The 14,884-nt window shown below is 69.9% G+C and carries 8 protein-coding genes and 1 pseudogene; 2 read left to right on the top strand and 7 right to left on the bottom strand.

Features of this window, described 5'->3' with window-relative positions; genetic code table 11:
• Positions 1–52 precede the first annotated feature (52 nt).
• Positions 53–1,381 carry an MFS transporter gene (locus NLX94_RS31445; protein ID WP_254386523.1) on the bottom strand — a complete coding sequence of 443 codons (1,329 nt, stop codon included), beginning with the start codon at positions 1,379–1,381 and terminating at the stop codon, positions 53–55.
• A 110-nt stretch (positions 1,382–1,491) separates the two neighbouring features.
• Between NLX94_RS31445 and NLX94_RS31440 the strand changes: the two genes are divergently transcribed.
• Positions 1,492–2,460 (top strand): DUF5937 family protein, encoded by a 969-nt coding sequence (locus tag NLX94_RS31440; RefSeq protein ID WP_254386522.1) that lies wholly within the window; start codon positions 1,492–1,494, stop codon positions 2,458–2,460.
• 318 nt (positions 2,461–2,778) lie between these two features.
• Here the strand turns inward: NLX94_RS31440 and NLX94_RS31435 are convergent, their stop codons facing one another.
• Entirely contained in the window at positions 2,779–3,513 is a 735-nt protein-coding gene (locus tag NLX94_RS31435; protein WP_254386521.1) for a formylglycine-generating enzyme family protein, read from the bottom strand.
• A 282-nt stretch (positions 3,514–3,795) separates the two neighbouring features.
• Positions 3,796–3,933, bottom strand: a pseudogene (locus NLX94_RS31430) (MerR family transcriptional regulator); the annotation flags it as partial.
• A 238-nt stretch (positions 3,934–4,171) separates the two neighbouring features.
• On the opposite strand from NLX94_RS31430, the gene NLX94_RS31425 reads away from it, so the two are divergent.
• A complete protein-coding gene (locus NLX94_RS31425) occupies positions 4,172–4,945 on the top strand; it encodes a calcium-binding protein (RefSeq protein WP_254386520.1) in 774 nt (257 codons plus the stop codon).
• Between the two features lie 63 nt (positions 4,946–5,008).
• On the opposite strand, the gene NLX94_RS31420 is transcribed toward NLX94_RS31425, so the two are convergent.
• From NLX94_RS31420 to NLX94_RS31405, 4 genes are all read right to left on the bottom strand, one after another.
• Complete coding sequence (locus NLX94_RS31420) at positions 5,009–6,112, bottom strand: RICIN domain-containing protein (protein WP_254386519.1); 1,104 nt, start codon at positions 6,110–6,112, stop codon at positions 5,009–5,011.
• A 42-nt stretch (positions 6,113–6,154) separates the two neighbouring features.
• A complete protein-coding gene (locus tag NLX94_RS31415) occupies positions 6,155–11,908 on the bottom strand; it encodes a PA14 domain-containing protein (protein WP_254386518.1) in 5,754 nt (1,917 codons plus the stop codon).
• A gap of 439 nt (positions 11,909–12,347) precedes the next feature.
• Positions 12,348–13,925, bottom strand: a complete 1,578-nt coding sequence (locus NLX94_RS31410; protein WP_254386517.1) for a transporter — start codon at positions 13,923–13,925, stop codon at positions 12,348–12,350.
• Positions 13,901–14,698 (bottom strand): ABC transporter ATP-binding protein, encoded by a 798-nt coding sequence (locus tag NLX94_RS31405; protein WP_254386516.1) that lies wholly within the window; start codon positions 14,696–14,698, stop codon positions 13,901–13,903. The genes NLX94_RS31410 and NLX94_RS31405 overlap by 25 nt, the downstream gene beginning before the upstream one ends.
• Positions 14,699–14,884: the final 186 nt, after the last annotated feature.

Below are 14,884 nucleotides of genomic sequence, written 5' to 3'. Positions count from 1 at the left end.
GAAGGTCGGGCTGGAGGCCGCCACCCTGCCCCAGCCGAGGGTCCGCGCCGCGTCACGAAGCAGTACGGCACGTCCCCCGGCCCGATCCGCGCCGGATGCCCCCGGCGGCCCCCGCGGGCGGGAGCTCGCGACGCCTGCGCAGCGGGGACACCAGGGTCGGTACACAGGCCAGGCAGAGCAGGGCTCCGCCTGTCCAGAGAGCCGCGCCGGGGGACCCGTAGGAACCGATGGCACCGGCCAGGGCGGCGCCGAGGGCCATGGCCCCGGTGAGGACGAAGCGGAAGGTGGCGTTCATACGGCCGAGCAGCGTGTCCGGGGTCAGGCGCTGGCGAAGGCTCACTCCGAGGACGTTGCCCGTCCCCGTCCTGACGGCGAAGAGGAACCATCCGGCACCCGCCACCCACAACCAGACACCCCGTCCCATCAGGGGTACCAGGAGTCCCGTCGGGGCGAGGCAGGCGTCCGCGAGGACCAGCGCCCGCCCATGCCCGAACCGGTCGGCGAGCCGGCGTGCGCAGCGGGCTCCGAACAGCAGGCCGGCGCCTCCGACCGCCCAGAACAGGCCCAGTGCGCCTGCGGACAGACCGAGTTCGCGGGTGAAGACGACGGGCAGCATCGTGTTCACCATGACCGTCCCGAGGTTGCCGAGCGCCCCGGTGAGCGCGAGGGCGCGCAGTTCCCCGTGGCGCAGGACGTGCCGCAGGCCCTCGGCGATCCGCGCGCGCAGGCTCGGGCCCCGGCGGGGGCCGTCGGCCATGCCCGGGATCTCAGCGGCAACGCCGCGCTCCATGCGGATCAGCCGGAGCCCGGATCCCAGGTGGCCCACCGCCCCGCACACCAGAGCGACCGGTGCGCCGAGGAGCTGGACGAGCGCGCCGCCCGCGCCCCGGCCCGCGACGTTGCCCGCGGCCATCAAGCTCACCATGGCGGAGTTGGCCGGGACCAGGGCCTCGGGGCGGACCAGCTGCGGCAGAGCGCTCTGCGCGGCCACGTCGGAGAAGACGGTCGCGACCCCGCTCAGGAATACCGCCGCGCAGAGCCCTTCGAAGGTCAGGACGTCCCACCACCAGGCCAGCGGGATCCCGGCGAGCAGGAGGCCGCGCAGCAGGTCCGCGGCGACCAGGACCGTACGGGGCCGTACGCGGTCGACCCACGCCCCCGCCGGCAGGCCGATGAGGAGGAACGCCGCCGTGCTCAGGGCGGCCAGCACCCCGACCTGCCCGGGGCCCGCGTCAAGGGCGAGTACGGCGATCAGCGGGATGGTGACGTAGGAGACGTTCGTTCCGAGAACGCCGAGGACTGATGCGGAGAAGAGCACGCGGAAGCCGCTCGATCGCCACGGGGAGTGCGCGTCGGCGGTCGCGGGGAGGTGTCTGGGCATACCCGTTACAGTGCCGTTCAACGCAGTTCAGGCCCAGTGTTTTAGTCTGTCCTAAATCTATTGCGCACGGTCGGTCGGCCTCCGTGGCCTTCCAGGGAGGAGGGCATCCGGTGCTCGAGATCGAGTTCTCGGCCGAGGACGTCGCACGGACCCGCTTCGCCATCTCGCCGCTCTGGGAGGTCGTGGCGGGGGTACGGATCCTGTCCGGCGCCGACGAGCAGGTGCTGCACCGCCGGTGGGCCGGGCAGGCACGCGACCGGATCGCGGCCGCACGGCTCGATCTGAGCCCGCTGACCGCGCTGGTGCCGGTGACGGCCACCTCCGTCCCCGGGTTCCTCTGCCCTCCGCCCAGCACGTCCGGCCCGTCGCTCGGCGTGGAGCTGGCCGCCCTGCGCGCCACCCCGCCCGAACGGCTGCGCGCCTCCGCGCCTGAGGCGCAGGCCGGCGTCGAGGCACTGCTGGCGGATCCCGGGCGCGGGCTCGGGCGCCTCACCGAGGCCATCGCCGCATTCTGGGAGCTCGCGATGGCCCCGTACTGGCCTCGCATTCAGATGCACTTGGAGGCCGACATCCACTACCGGGCCCGCCGTTTCGCCGAGGACGGCACGCACAGCCTCTTCGAGGATTTCGCACCCCAACTGGCCTGGTCGTCAGGGACTTTGAAGGTCGAGCACCGCTTCCTGCGGGGCGTGCGACGACTCGACGGACGAGGGCTGCTGCTCGTGCCGTCGGCGTTCGTGTGGCCGCGGGTCTTCGCGACGACGGACGCCGTGTACCAGCCGACGCTACGGTATCCGCCGCGCGGCATCGGCACGCTGTGGGAGGCTCCGCCGGGATCGGCCTCCGCGGCCCTGTCCCGGGTGCTCGGGCGCTCCCGGGCGCGGCTCCTCGCGGAGCTCACCGCACCCGCCGCGACGACCGAACTGGCCCGGCGCACCGGCCTCACCGCCGGCGCGGTGTCCCAGCACCTCGGAGCGCTACGCGCGGCCGGTCTGGTGTCGGCGCATCGGGCGGGGCGGGCCGTGCTCTACGCACGGACGGGTGTGGCCGAGGAACTCCTCACGGGCGCCGGCCGGTAGCGCACAGTGCGGCGCAAGGACCATGACGTGATGGCCACCGAACTGCGTCCTCACCAACGAGAATCCACCGCTCTGACCGGCATCACCGCCGCCGTCGTCGGCCTGGGCGCGGCATTCGTCGGCGTGCCAGGCATCTGATCCGCTGGCCAGTGTGCAGGTGGACGCTTCGGGCCACGTCACCGACGATCCCGTGGAAGAGGACGTCGCGGGCGCCCCAGGCTGTAGGCGCACACCGGAATGTCATTGGTCGGTGCAGCTATAAATGCACGGTCTTGAGGGGATGCCACCCGTCATGCGATGTCGGCATGGTGCCCGGTTTTATGCGGCCGGTGCCGCCAGGCGGAAGCCCACACCGATCGCTTCAAGGTCCGGTTCATAGGCACCGTGGCGGCGGGCGCACCGGGCCAGGTCCCGGTCGTGACGGAAGGCGCCGCCACGGGTGATGTGCCGGTCGAAGGCCCAATCCTCTGTGCTCGGCACCTCTGCGGGCGCGCCAGGGTAGGGAGCGTAGAGCGTAGAGGTCCACTCGTCGGCGTTACCCGCCATGTCCAGCACGCCGAAGGGGCTGGCTCCGTCGGGAAACGAGCCGACCGGCGTCGTGGCGCCGATGCCGAGGTCCACCAGATTGGCCAGGCCGGTGCGGTACTCCTCACCCCACGGGAACTCCCGGCCGTCGTCGCCCCGCGCGGCGCGCTCCCACTCGTCCTCCGTGGGCAGCCGCACATCGAGGCCGAGCCGTTCCCCAAGCCACCGGCAGTAGGCCGTTGCCGCCTCCCAGGCAACCCCGATGACCGGGTGGTCCGCCGGCCTCTGCGAGACCGGTCGGCCGGTGGCCGCCGCAAAAGGTGCCCACTGGCCGACCGTGACCGGGGTGCGGGCGATCCTGAACGTCGGGATGTGGATCTCCGCGCGCGGGGCTTCTTTCGCGTACCACTCCACCGGCACCCTGGTGTCCGCGTAGCGGCGGGCCACTGCCGCCACCTCGTCGACCGGCGTACCACGACGCAGCAACCCGGCCGGAATCTCTACCCAGTCCACTTGCCCTACCCGCATGGCTCCTCCTCGGCTCGAGCGGACAACCCTCATGATCACCTTGGCGGTCGGGGAGGGAATCGGCCGATGGACCCATCTCGACAGCGACCTTAGAACCAGGACTTCGAACTGCCGGGCAGGCCGACGGGCTGCATCCGGGCGCAGCAAGGACGGTGTGGCCGATGGGGCGGAGGCGGATCGGCGTTCTCTTCTCGATGAGACCCGACCTGCCGTGACTACCGCCTGTTACCGGCCCGCGGGTGTCAGCGGGCAAGCACAGGCGTCGGTCCTTCAGGGATGTGGTCAGCTCTCGGTCGCTTCTGCGGCACGCCGGTATTCGGCGTTGATTCGCTGGGCTTCCTCGAGTTGGTCTTCCAGGATCACGATCCGGCACGCGGATTCGATCGGTGTGCCCTGGTCCACGAGCTCCCGCGCACGCGCGGTTGACCCCTGCTTGCTGTGGTTGCCGTCGAACCCCTCGCCCCTGCTCCCCGCACACGCGGGGAGCGCCCAACCGCCACCCAGTGGATCGACGTGCAGTAAGAATCTTCTCCCCTAAGTGCACAACCATTTACGGGAGTCGCATGTCTGTTCTGTGGAGTCAGGAGACTCCACAGAACCATTGGGGCGCATGGGTGGCCTTCCAGCCCGTGCGCCTCCGTGTCCCTAGGGGAGAATAATGCGTATTCGTGCCACTGTGGCTGCCGTTTCCGGAGCCCTGGTCCTGTCCGCGCTCGCCGTGCCGTCCGCGCAGGCGGCCACGGACAGTGAAGGCGACACGAAGATCACCAAGGTGGTTGTCAACGGCGGCAAGAACGTTGCGGTCGGTACCAGCACCGCCAAGACGTTCTCCGTCTCCGTGACCGCCACGGACAACTCCGGTATCGCGGGCCTCGACGACGACCTGCTCTGGCTCCAGGGTCCGGGTTTCGGCATGCTCACCCCGACCGGCGCCTCGACCTGCACCCGCGTGAGCGCCACCACGTCGACCTGCACCGCCAACTTCACCGTGGACCCGAAGACCGACCTGGCCTACTCCAACAACATGGCCGGTACCTGGTACGTCAATGTCTGGGTGGACGCCAAGGACGGTGACTACGCCAGCGTCGACAAGGGGTACCCCTTCAAGCTCCAGCGCTCCTCCAAGCTGACGACCAACGCTTCCCCCGAGCCGGTCGTCAAGGGCAAGACCATCACGGTCACGGGCAAGCTGACCCGCGCCAACTGGGACAGCTTCACCTACACGGGCTACGGCTTCCAGCCGGTGAAGCTTCAGTTCAAGAAGGCCGGCACCAGCACGTACACCACGGTCAAGACGATCAACACGAACAGCACCGGCAACCTGTCGACCACCGTCACGGCGGCGTCCGACGGTTACTACCGCTACTCGTTCGCGGGTACGACCACCACCCCCGCGGTCTCCGCGACCGGTGACTACATCGACGTGAAGTAAGCACTGGCCCCCTCCGCCGGGGGCCGGATCCGTGATCCGGCCCCCGGCGTTGAACGGGCTCGGCTATACGCCGGCGCAGTTGGTGAAGGTGGGGCGGGTGCGTGCGCTGTAGATGCTCGCGCCGCCGTTGGCGTCGTACTTGAGGGGCACGGTGATGGTGTCGTCGGCGGTCCACGGGAAGCCCTGGGTGTCGAAGGTCCAGGTTCCGGTGGCCTTGGTCGCCAGTTCGGACAGCGTGACCCAACCGTACTGGCGTGGGGACACGCTCACCGTGAGCTTGTTGCCCATTTCCTGCTTGAGGTCAATGGTGGTTTGGCCGTTGACCTCGGCGGTGACTTCGAGTTGAAGCTTGGCAAGACCGATGTCGCCACCGACAGACAGGCTCCCTCCCATTTTGAAGCCGATGGAGTTGGTCCACCCCGTGCTGGTGTTGAGCGTGAACTCCCACGGGATCGTGGTCGATGTGTCGTTGAACCAGATGGGCGAGACGCAGGCCTCCGGCAGCGTGAACGGCGGTGTCTGGCTGGTCGTGGACCACGCGCAGGTCGAAGTGTCCTTGTTGCACCGGGCGGCCGCGTAGTCCACGGCGGTGTTCCACGCCTTCTGGTAGACATCGGTGGGTAGCGTCCACTGCTGGTACGGCGTGTTGTCGCAGCGGTAGGTGTACACGAAGTTGTCGGTGTTGGGAGGTAGCTGGACGGTCAGGCAGGAGTTGTCGCTGACCTGGCGGATCCTGAACGCCTTCTGCGCCGATCCGGAGATCGGTTGGAAGTACCACTGTTCGGACGCGCGCCCGTCACAGGGCTGTTGCCGCAGTTGGTAGCGGGCGGTGGTCAGGTCCATGCACTTGCCGGTGGTGGTGTTGACGATGGCGAATCCCGAGCCGAGGCTGCTTCCCGTGTTGATGCGCCACGTCGTGGCGGACCCCGGCGCCGGGTTGACGGAGATGAACGCGTTGTCGTCGTAGTTGCCGTTCTGGACGTCCAGCAGTTTTCCGTTGCTGACGTTCGTGAACGTCAACTGGATCAGCGCCGCGACCGACGCGCCGCCCTCCTCGCGCGCAGCGGCGGGGGACGTCGTGATCCCCACGGTCGCGCCCAGCACCGCGATGATCAGAACTGCTCTGCGCCACAAGGATCTTAGGCTTTGCGCCTTCGGCAACTTCACTGCTGAGGTCCTTTCGTCGTGCTTGGCTCTTCTTTTCTGCCGCTAGTTCCCACGGAATTTTCTCCAGATCTGCTTCCCCTTCGCGGCGACGGCCATGACGCCGAGTGCCACGGGTAGGACGCCGGCCGGGTCCTGAGACGCAGCCGGCGAGTGAATGGCCCTTGCAGTTGCCTGTCCGCCCGCCTCGGCCCTGGCCCTCGTGTCTTCGACGTTGGATTTCAGTTCAGCGGCGTTGTGACCTGCCATGTCGCTGCTCGTGTTGCCCGGGCAGGTGCAGCGTTGTGTGCTGCCGTAGCCGTATACGTCCGGCGCGTGCACGGGGCAGCCGGTGTTGTGGACCAGGACACGGTCGGCACCGGCTTGGACGTGGTAGGTGTGGATGCGGCTGATGCTGAGGTTGTAGACGGTCTGGTCCGCGACTTCGCCGCGGTCGTGCACCGAGGTGACCCGTACGACGCCGGACGAGTTGCGGAGGAGGTCACCGGTCCTGATGTCCCCGGCGTTGACCCAGCCGCGATCCTGGACATAGATGGGGTGGCCGGCGGTGGCAGTGATCGTGACCGCGTGGGGCGCCGCGAGGCCGATGTCGATGAGGTGCTTGGTGCCGTGGCCGGTGATCACCCCGGCGACGGGCTCGCCGGCGGTAGCACCGGTGGCGGGGTCCGTGGCCTGGACCTGATCGCCCTCCTGGACTTCGCTGATCGGCTTGGCGGTGCCGTCGGCCATGACCACCTGGGTGTCAGGCGTGAAGGAGTTGCACTTCTCGGCGGCCGCAGCGGCTTTCCCGACGGTCGAGGCTTCCTTGGCGGCGGATTTGGCGAGCGTGCTGGCGAGCTTGCCACCGGGGATCATGCCCAGCGCGGCCGCCGCCGCGGCCTGCTTGTTGCCCTGGGCGAGCTGCCCGGCCACGGCCACCCCGGAGGCGACCGTGCCAACCGGCCCGGGTACGAAGGACACGACCTCGGCTGCGGTGGTCGCGACAGAGGCCACCTTCTTCCAGCTGAAGGTCCCTGCGAGGTCCAGGCCGTTGACCGGGTCCGCGTTGACGTAGTCGTAGTTGTTCGCCGATCCGCCCGCGACCGGGTCGACCTGCAGGAAGCGGCCCAGGACCGGCAGGTAGACGCGTGCGCCCATCTCAATCGCCTGCTGGCCCGCCAGGTGTTCCACTGGCCGCTCGTGCTGGCCCAGCCAGCCGAAGTCCATGCCACCTGCGGCGGTTGCGGGGATCGGGATGTCGCTGAACGCGCCGGTGGCCGGATCGATGTTCTGCCCGAACGGATCGTAGAGGCGGAGACCGCCGGTGCGGGCGGCCGTCCCGTCCGCGGTGAACAGCACGTCGCCGTGGATGTTGGGGTAGGACCAGTTGGTGGTAGCGCTCGCGTCGTAGTTCTTGGTCAGCAGCACGCCGCCGGGCAGCGCCACGATGCGCTGCAGCAGGCCACCGTCCTTGTCCAGGATGAGGTCGGCGTCGTCGTGCGTGGAGCTGTAGGAATAGCGGGTGGTTCCGTTCTTCGACGCGTCGGTGGCGCCGGTGACCGTGCGCGCGGTCAGCCTGTCGTCCGGGTCCCGGGTGTAGACGATCGCGGTGCCGGACGCGGTCGTCGTTCGCATGTGCCGCTTGGTGGAGTCGTAGCCCAGGGTGTCGCCCCCGACCTTGACCGTGTCGCCGTGGCTGTCATAGGCGAACGAGAGCGCGGTGCCGCCGCTGGTCGAGGTCAGCCGATCGGCGCCGTCGTAGCAGTAGTTGGTGGTCACCGCGGCGGCGCCGTTGAAGCTGTCGGTGGACGCGGTGCGGTTGGTGTTCAGCCCGGCCGTTCGCGCCGTCCCGCACCCGTCGGTCGGGTCGAACCGGTAGGTGAGCTGGTGGTGCGGGACCGTCGCCGCGACGAGCCGGCCCACCGTGTCGTAGGTGTAGGAGTAGTTCGCGGCAGTCTTGCCGTCCTCGGTCACCACATCGTCGGTGATGCGGTTGTCGCGGGACCGGGTCACCGCGTCAACCACCGTGGACTCGGCGGTCTTCCACGTCAGCGCCGTCGGCTTGCCCGACTCGTTGCGCGCCAATGAGTCGAGGCGGGAACCGTTGCCGTAGACGACGCCGGTCAGTTCGGTGGTGGCGTCGTAGGCGGGGGCGGCGACGGTGGTCCCGTCCACCTTGACGTTGGTCAACTGGTTGGCGTCGTTCCAGGCGTACGCCACGGTGCTGGACACGCCCTTGACCACGGTCGTGTCCTTGATCAGCCGTCCGACCTGGTCGTAGGTGGCCGTGGAGGTGACGCCGTTGGCGTCGGTGTAGCCGACCTCCTGGCCGAGCAGGTCGTACCTGGTGGTGATCGACCCGTTTTCATCGCTCACCTTGGAGATCAGCGGGTCGCCTCCGACGGCGTAGTCGGTGATGACGGTGCGCGCCTTCTCGGCTCCGTAGGCAGGAGCGGTCTTCTTGACCACCCGTCCGCGGGCGTCGTAGCTGGTGCAGATCCACGCCTCGCCGTTGACGCGCTGGGCCACCACACGCCCGGCTTCGTCGTACACCGTCTCGCCGGTGAGCGCCGGACCGTCGGCCGGTTTGGCCTCGGTGGACGTCTTGGCCATGCCGCCCTGGTTGGCAGCCGGTGCCTTCGGATCGCAGGGGTTCGTCCGGGTCTCGGAGTCGCCGTAGTAGGTGGTCGTCGTGCGCCGGTCGGGGGCGGCGATGTCACCGGCGGGCATGGCCGAGGTCACCTTGCGCAGATATCCGTCGCCCGGCTGCTCGTAGCGGGTACGCGCGGTCAGGCCCAGCCCGTCGGGATCGGCCGTAGTGGCCACGGCGAGCCCGTACGCCGGGTCGATGCCCGCCGCCGGATCGGAGTAGCTGCTCGCGCTGCGCCTCGAAGGCGCCCGTTCCTTGTCGCCGCCGGAGGTGTCCTCGGTGGTGGAGCTGGTCGCCCACCCGTACCGGGGCGCGAGATGCGTCCCGGGGACCGGCGCCGGCGCCTGGGTGCCGGGCGGGGTCCAGGTGAAGTCCAGGGCCCCGGTCGTACCGGAGCGGTTGTAGTAGTCGACGCGGATGCGGTGCCAGCTGTCGGCCGTGGTGTTGGTGTACTTGCCGGTGACCGCGGTGCTGGGCTTGTCGCTCCAGCTGTCGACGGTCAGCACGTCGTCCACCCACAGCCGCACGCCGTCGACCGCGGTGAAGCCGAGGCCGTAGTCCCCGGTGGCGGGGAGCTTCATTTCGCCGATGAACCGGCCCGACCAGCCACCGGTGTTGGCCACCGGCGGGCTCGCTCCCCACGACCGTGACAGTGCTCCATCAGAGGAGCCGACCCCGGTGGTGAACGCCTTGGGCACACCCGCCAGTTCTGGGTTCTCGTAGAAGGCGGCCGACAGCCCCGCCAATCCCTCGTCGTAGTTGGTGTGGCTGTGCGGCATCTTCGCCGCACACGCGGCCGTCGGGGTCTGTCCGTTGAAGCAGGACGCCGGTGCGGGACCGTACTTGTCGACCGGGCGGTCGGCATGGTCGTACACCGTGGTGGAGCGGCGGCCGGCACTGTCGACCGCAGCGGTGGCCTGGTCCTTCGCGTTCCATTCCGCCGCGATGCTCGCCCCGGTGAGGTCGGTGGTGACCAGCGTGCGCCCGGCGTCGTCGTAGGTGACGGTGCGCGAGCGGGTGGAGTCGTACACCCCGGCCAGGGCCACGGTGGCCTGCTTGCGCTCCAAGTAGTACTGGTAGAAGTGCTCGGCGCGCAGCTCGCTGGAGCGGCCGTCCGGAGCCGGGGCCATTACCTGGACCGCGCGCAGGGCCGGCGGTTCCTGGGGCTGCTCGACCACCGAGTCGTAGCCGATCACCGTGCAGGCGGCGGCGACGTCACCGGTGTTGGTGCACCCGTTCTCCGCGGACGGAGCCTGGCGGGCCACCCAGTCGTAGGCCAGACCGCCACGGAGGGTGGTCAGCGGCCCGATGCTGTCCAAGGCCTTCTGCTTCTCCTCCTCGTTGTCACCGGCCTGGTCGTAGCGCTCCCTGGCTGAGGCCCGGCCGAGGTAGTCGAAGTCCTGCATGACCGCGCCGGGGTTCTCGATCCGGGCCAGCGTGCCCATCTGGTACCACAGGCGGGTCTCGCTACCGTCCCAGTAGCGGATCCGGCACAGCATCTGCTGCGGAGCCTGGTCCGAACCCGGCGGGCGGGGCACCCCGCCGTAGCAGCTGTTGCTGCCGTCGGTGTTGTAGAACAGCCGGTGCGACCGGCCGGAGACCGGGTCCTTGATCTGGGTCAGCCGCGGCCGCGTCCCGCTGTAGAGGTACTGCAGGGCGGCCGGCTTCTTGGCGTCCAGTACCGATTCCACCGCGGCCAGCGTGCCGTCGGGGTTGAACAACGACACGGTGTCGCCCTCGGTGACCGTGATCCGGCCCGCGGTGTCGAAGGCGAGCACCCCGTCCTCGCCCACGGGCGGCCTGTAGCCGCCCGTGGAGGCCTTGGTCCAGGTGTGCTTGCCGCCCGCGGCATCGGTGAGCACCACCGAGCCGTCCAGCATCTCAGCGCGGCTGTAGCCGCTGGACTGGACCGACAGCGTCCACCCGGCCGGCAGCGACTGCGAGTCCGCGGACATCAGCCATTCCGTCGGCACGATCCGCGGGTCGAGGTTGTGACTGCGCTGGTCGTCAGCCCCGCTGCTGCTCTTGGCCCACAACACCATGCGGGGGCGCTGGTCCGAGTGGTGGTACAGCTCTACGCGCAGCGGCACCAGCTGGCCGGCATTCAAAGCGACTTCGCTGCTCTGCTGCGGGCCGGGCAGCAGGAAGTCGTCACCGGGATCGGCGGGGTTGGGGTTGTCATAGACTAGCTTGTCGCCCACCCAGATCCGGGCGCCGTCGGTGTGCGCACCGGCGAACCGGAAGTCACCGGTGACCGAGGCCTTGAACTGGCCCTCCCAGCGCACCACGAACCAGTTCTTGTCCAGCGCGGGCGGCATCGGGTTGTCCCGCCACGGCCGGTTGTCCGGGTTGCCGCTCCACGCGATGCCCCAGTCCAGGTTGACCTGCGACTCGCCGCGCACCATCACGGGTGTCGCGTCCGGCTTGCCCTCGTGGCGCGAGTCGTTGAAGTACGAGGCGCGCACACCGCGCGGGGTGCCTTCCCGGGAGTTGTAGGCGAGGCTCACCCCGGCCGATCCCCCGACCGTCTGGAACGCCGGTCCGGCGGCCTCGACGTGCGCGTTTCCGTTGAACAGGTTCACCGTCACCGGCCCCAGATGGTCGGTCGGTGCCGGTCCCGGATCGCCCACCCGCTGGTTGACCGTGAAGTGCCCGACCCACTGCGGCGCCGTCGCCGTCGTCGCGCCGGACATCGCCGTGGCCGCCGTCCAGGTGTAGCGGCCGCCGTCGTGCAGCACGTGCTTGGGCACCGTCCACTGCGGCTGGTCGAGGCACCCGGAATCCACCACGCTGCCGGAGCGCCCGTCGAAGCCGGTGGAGATCTTGAAGCAGTACAGGACGCCGTCACCGACCGCCGCCACCTGCAGGACCGGCGTCTCCGTGGCCACCACCGCGCCGTCCACCGGGGAGACCAGACTCGTCTGCGGCGCGGGATCCGCCTCCTGTGCCGCTCTGCGCGCGTCGAAGCGGGCGTGCTCGCCTGCCGCCAAGGGCCCGAAGTCGGCCTTCGGCTGCTTCGGCTGCTTCGGCTCGGCCTGCGGCTTCTGCGTGCCCCCTGACGGAACCGACAGGATCGGCAGATCCCGCGGGACCGGCCTCGGCTTGGCCGCCGCCTGCGCCTGCGTCTGCGCCTGTGCGGACGGCAGGGCCTCCGCCTGCGCCAGTGACACCACTAACACCATGACCAGCGCGGATACGATCATCCGCGACCAGGACCGCGCGATTATCCGCGCTCTGCCGCCACGCCAGGACATGGGCCCCCGCTGTCCGCAGGAGTGGCGGCCTGGCAGGCCGCATGTCCTGCCAGTTCCACGCCCAGTCGGTTGACCAGGGCAACGACTGAGATCTTGCAGGACCGGTTGACCCGGGGGGAACAGCTTCAGTGCACCTTGGCCGGAATCCCCAAGCGGTCGGGCTCCTGCGGAACACGCACTCCGCGCACCGCCCGACACCACCCCACCGCGCTGTCAGGGACATGCTCATTAATTTCGACCGATGGGCACCTTGAAGCGGAGCCGGGGACCGGCCCAGGGGTCAGTCTCCAGTTGACCGGAACCGGGCGATGCATGCCGGGCGGTGGGTCGCACCGTGTCGCGGGGCTCGGAGACGTCAGGACATCCGCAGGGTGCTGAGGATCTCGGGCGCCTTGTCGAACAGCCTCTGCCCCATGGTCCGCAGGGTGAGCAGAACGGCCAGCACGCCGTACGCCGTGCCCAGCGGCAGCAGCAGCCACGAGGACGCGGAGCCGTCCAGCACGACCGCTCCCGCGATCACCGGGGCGATCGCCACCACGCCCGTGATCGAGCTGAGGAAGTTCGCCAGGTGGTAGCCGGCGCTCTGACCGGGCGCGCTCACGCTCCACAGGTCCTCGGGGTAGGGGTAGGGGTGGAAGACACTGATGACCATGCCCATCGCGAAGGTCACCCCGAGCAGCGCGAAGCTGACCCCGAACGCGGCGGCCAGCTGGTCGGTGCGCCCGGTGGCGAGGGCGATGCCGGTGCCGGTGGCCGTGAGCCAGGGCACGAGGAACACCAGCTGGGGGATCAGTCGGCCGAGGAGTTCGGCGCGGGCCTGCGCCACGGTGCGCAGCGTGGCGACGTTGCTCCATATCGCGGAGCCGTCGAGGGCGAACAGCAGGCCCGGGGAGGTGAGTCCGAAGACCCAGGCTCCGCCGACGACGGCGTACGGGGTCCGCATGCCGACCGCCACCATCACGACCGGGAACAGCAGCGCGTAGGCCAGCGCCGCGATCATCGTCATCCGGTGCCGTGGGGCCCGCACGAAGGCGCTGAACTGGTGGTGGGCGACGAGCAGGGTACGGCTGGAGGTGAGCAGCCGGGCCCGCAGGCCCGTCGTCCGCCCGGTCCGGACCTTGGCGGCCTGGGCCGTGGAGGCGTCCGTCGTGGTCATCAGCCGGGCCAGGGAGGCGTGCCACCACACCATCAGCAGCCCGGTCAGGGCGGCTGTCCCGGCCAGTTCGAGCACCGCGGTACCGATCCTGCCGTCGGCGGCGGCCCGGATGGCGTCGGCCGGCCAGCCGGGCGGGGTCCAGCGCAGGACCCGTACGAGGACCGGCGGCAGGGCGAGCCCCGAGCCGGCGGTGGTCAGGAGCAGGTAGGCGGTGTAGCCGCCCATCGCGGTCAGCACGCCGCCGAGGGCGGCGGCGTCCTTGCCGCGTCGGCCGGTCAGGGCCCGTGCGAACGAGGCCAGTACCGCTCGGGAGGCGACCACGCACAGCAGCAGCGTGAGCGGTACGGCGAGGAGGGTGACGAGGGTGGCGGGGAGGCCGGCGAAGGCGCCCTCGGCGGCGCCGACGACGGCTCCGATGATGAGGATGAGGGTGCACAGCGGCCCCGGGCCGACGAGCGCGGAGGCGGTGGCCCCGGCGATCAGCTGACGCGGCCGGACGGGCAGCACGGCGAGCCGGGTCGGATCGGCGCTCTCGTCGCCGCCTGCGCCGAAGGACAGCGGCACCGCCAGCCACGCGACGGCCAGCCCCGTGAAAGCGAGGACGGCGAGGTCGGGCGCATCCGCCTCGCCTTGGGCGAGGGCCAGGCCCACCGCCACGTAGCAGGCCCCGGCCACACTGATGGCCGCGCCGGCCACGAAGCCCACGGCGCGAGCGGTACTGCGGCGCAGACTGCTGCGCAGGAGGGCGAGTTTCAGCCCGACGAAGACCCCAACCATGCGAGGCTTCCTCCCTTCGCCTTCGCGGCCGGGGCGCCGACCAGTTCCATGAAGCGCTCGTTCAGGCTCCGGCCGGCCCGTACCTCGTTGAGCGTGCCGTCGGCGACCACGCGGCCCTTCGCCATGATGGCGACGTGGCTGCACAGGGCGGTCACGAGCTCCATGACGTGGCTGGAGAAGACCACCGTCGAGCCGGTCTGGGTGTACTGGCGCAGCACTTCGCGGATCGTCTCGGCCGACACGGGGTCGACGCTCTCGAAGGGCTCGTCGAGGAAGAGGACCGGCGGGTTGTGCAGCAGCGCGGCTGCCAGGCCGATCTTCTTGCGCATGCCCGTGGAGTAGTCGACGACCAGCTTGTCGCCGGCCTCGGTGAGCCCGAGCACGTCGAGCAGCTCCTCGGCGCGCGCCTCGGTGTCAGCGGCCGGCAGCTCCCGCAGCCGTCCGGTGTAGCGCAGGAGTTCCCGTCCCGACAGCCGTTCGAACAGGCGCAGTCCGTCGGGCAGGATGCCGATGCGGTGCTTGGCCTCGTAGGGGTCCTGCCAGACGTCGTACCCGGCGACCCGCACGGTGCCCGCGTCGGGCCGGAGCAGGCCCGTGATCATGGACAGGCTGGTGGTCTTGCCGGCGCCGTTGGGGCCGACCAGGCCGTAGAAGCTGCCCCGGGGGACGGTGAGGTCGACTTCGTCGACGGCGAGCTTGCCATCGAACTCCTTGCGGAGCAGCCGCACTTCCACGGCCGTCTGGGCCCAGTCGCCTTCGGAGGGTTGTTGCATGGTGGTGCCTTTTCGCCGGGAGGTAGAGGGACAGGGGCAGGGGGCGAACGGGATTCGTCTGATTCCCCGGACGTATCAGTGACGTGATGTCATGTCCGTTGCGAGACAGGGGTGCCGAGGCAGCACAGCAGGCACGGTGCTGGTGATCATGTTGTCGAGATCCATGAGAACCGAGCGAGACCGTGC

This window comes from Streptomyces sp. TBY4 (assembly GCF_024213195.1).
In the GTDB taxonomy this organism is placed as follows: Bacteria; Actinomycetota; Actinomycetes; order Streptomycetales; family Streptomycetaceae; genus Streptomyces.
This window is presented reverse-complemented; position numbering and strand designations above follow the sequence as displayed.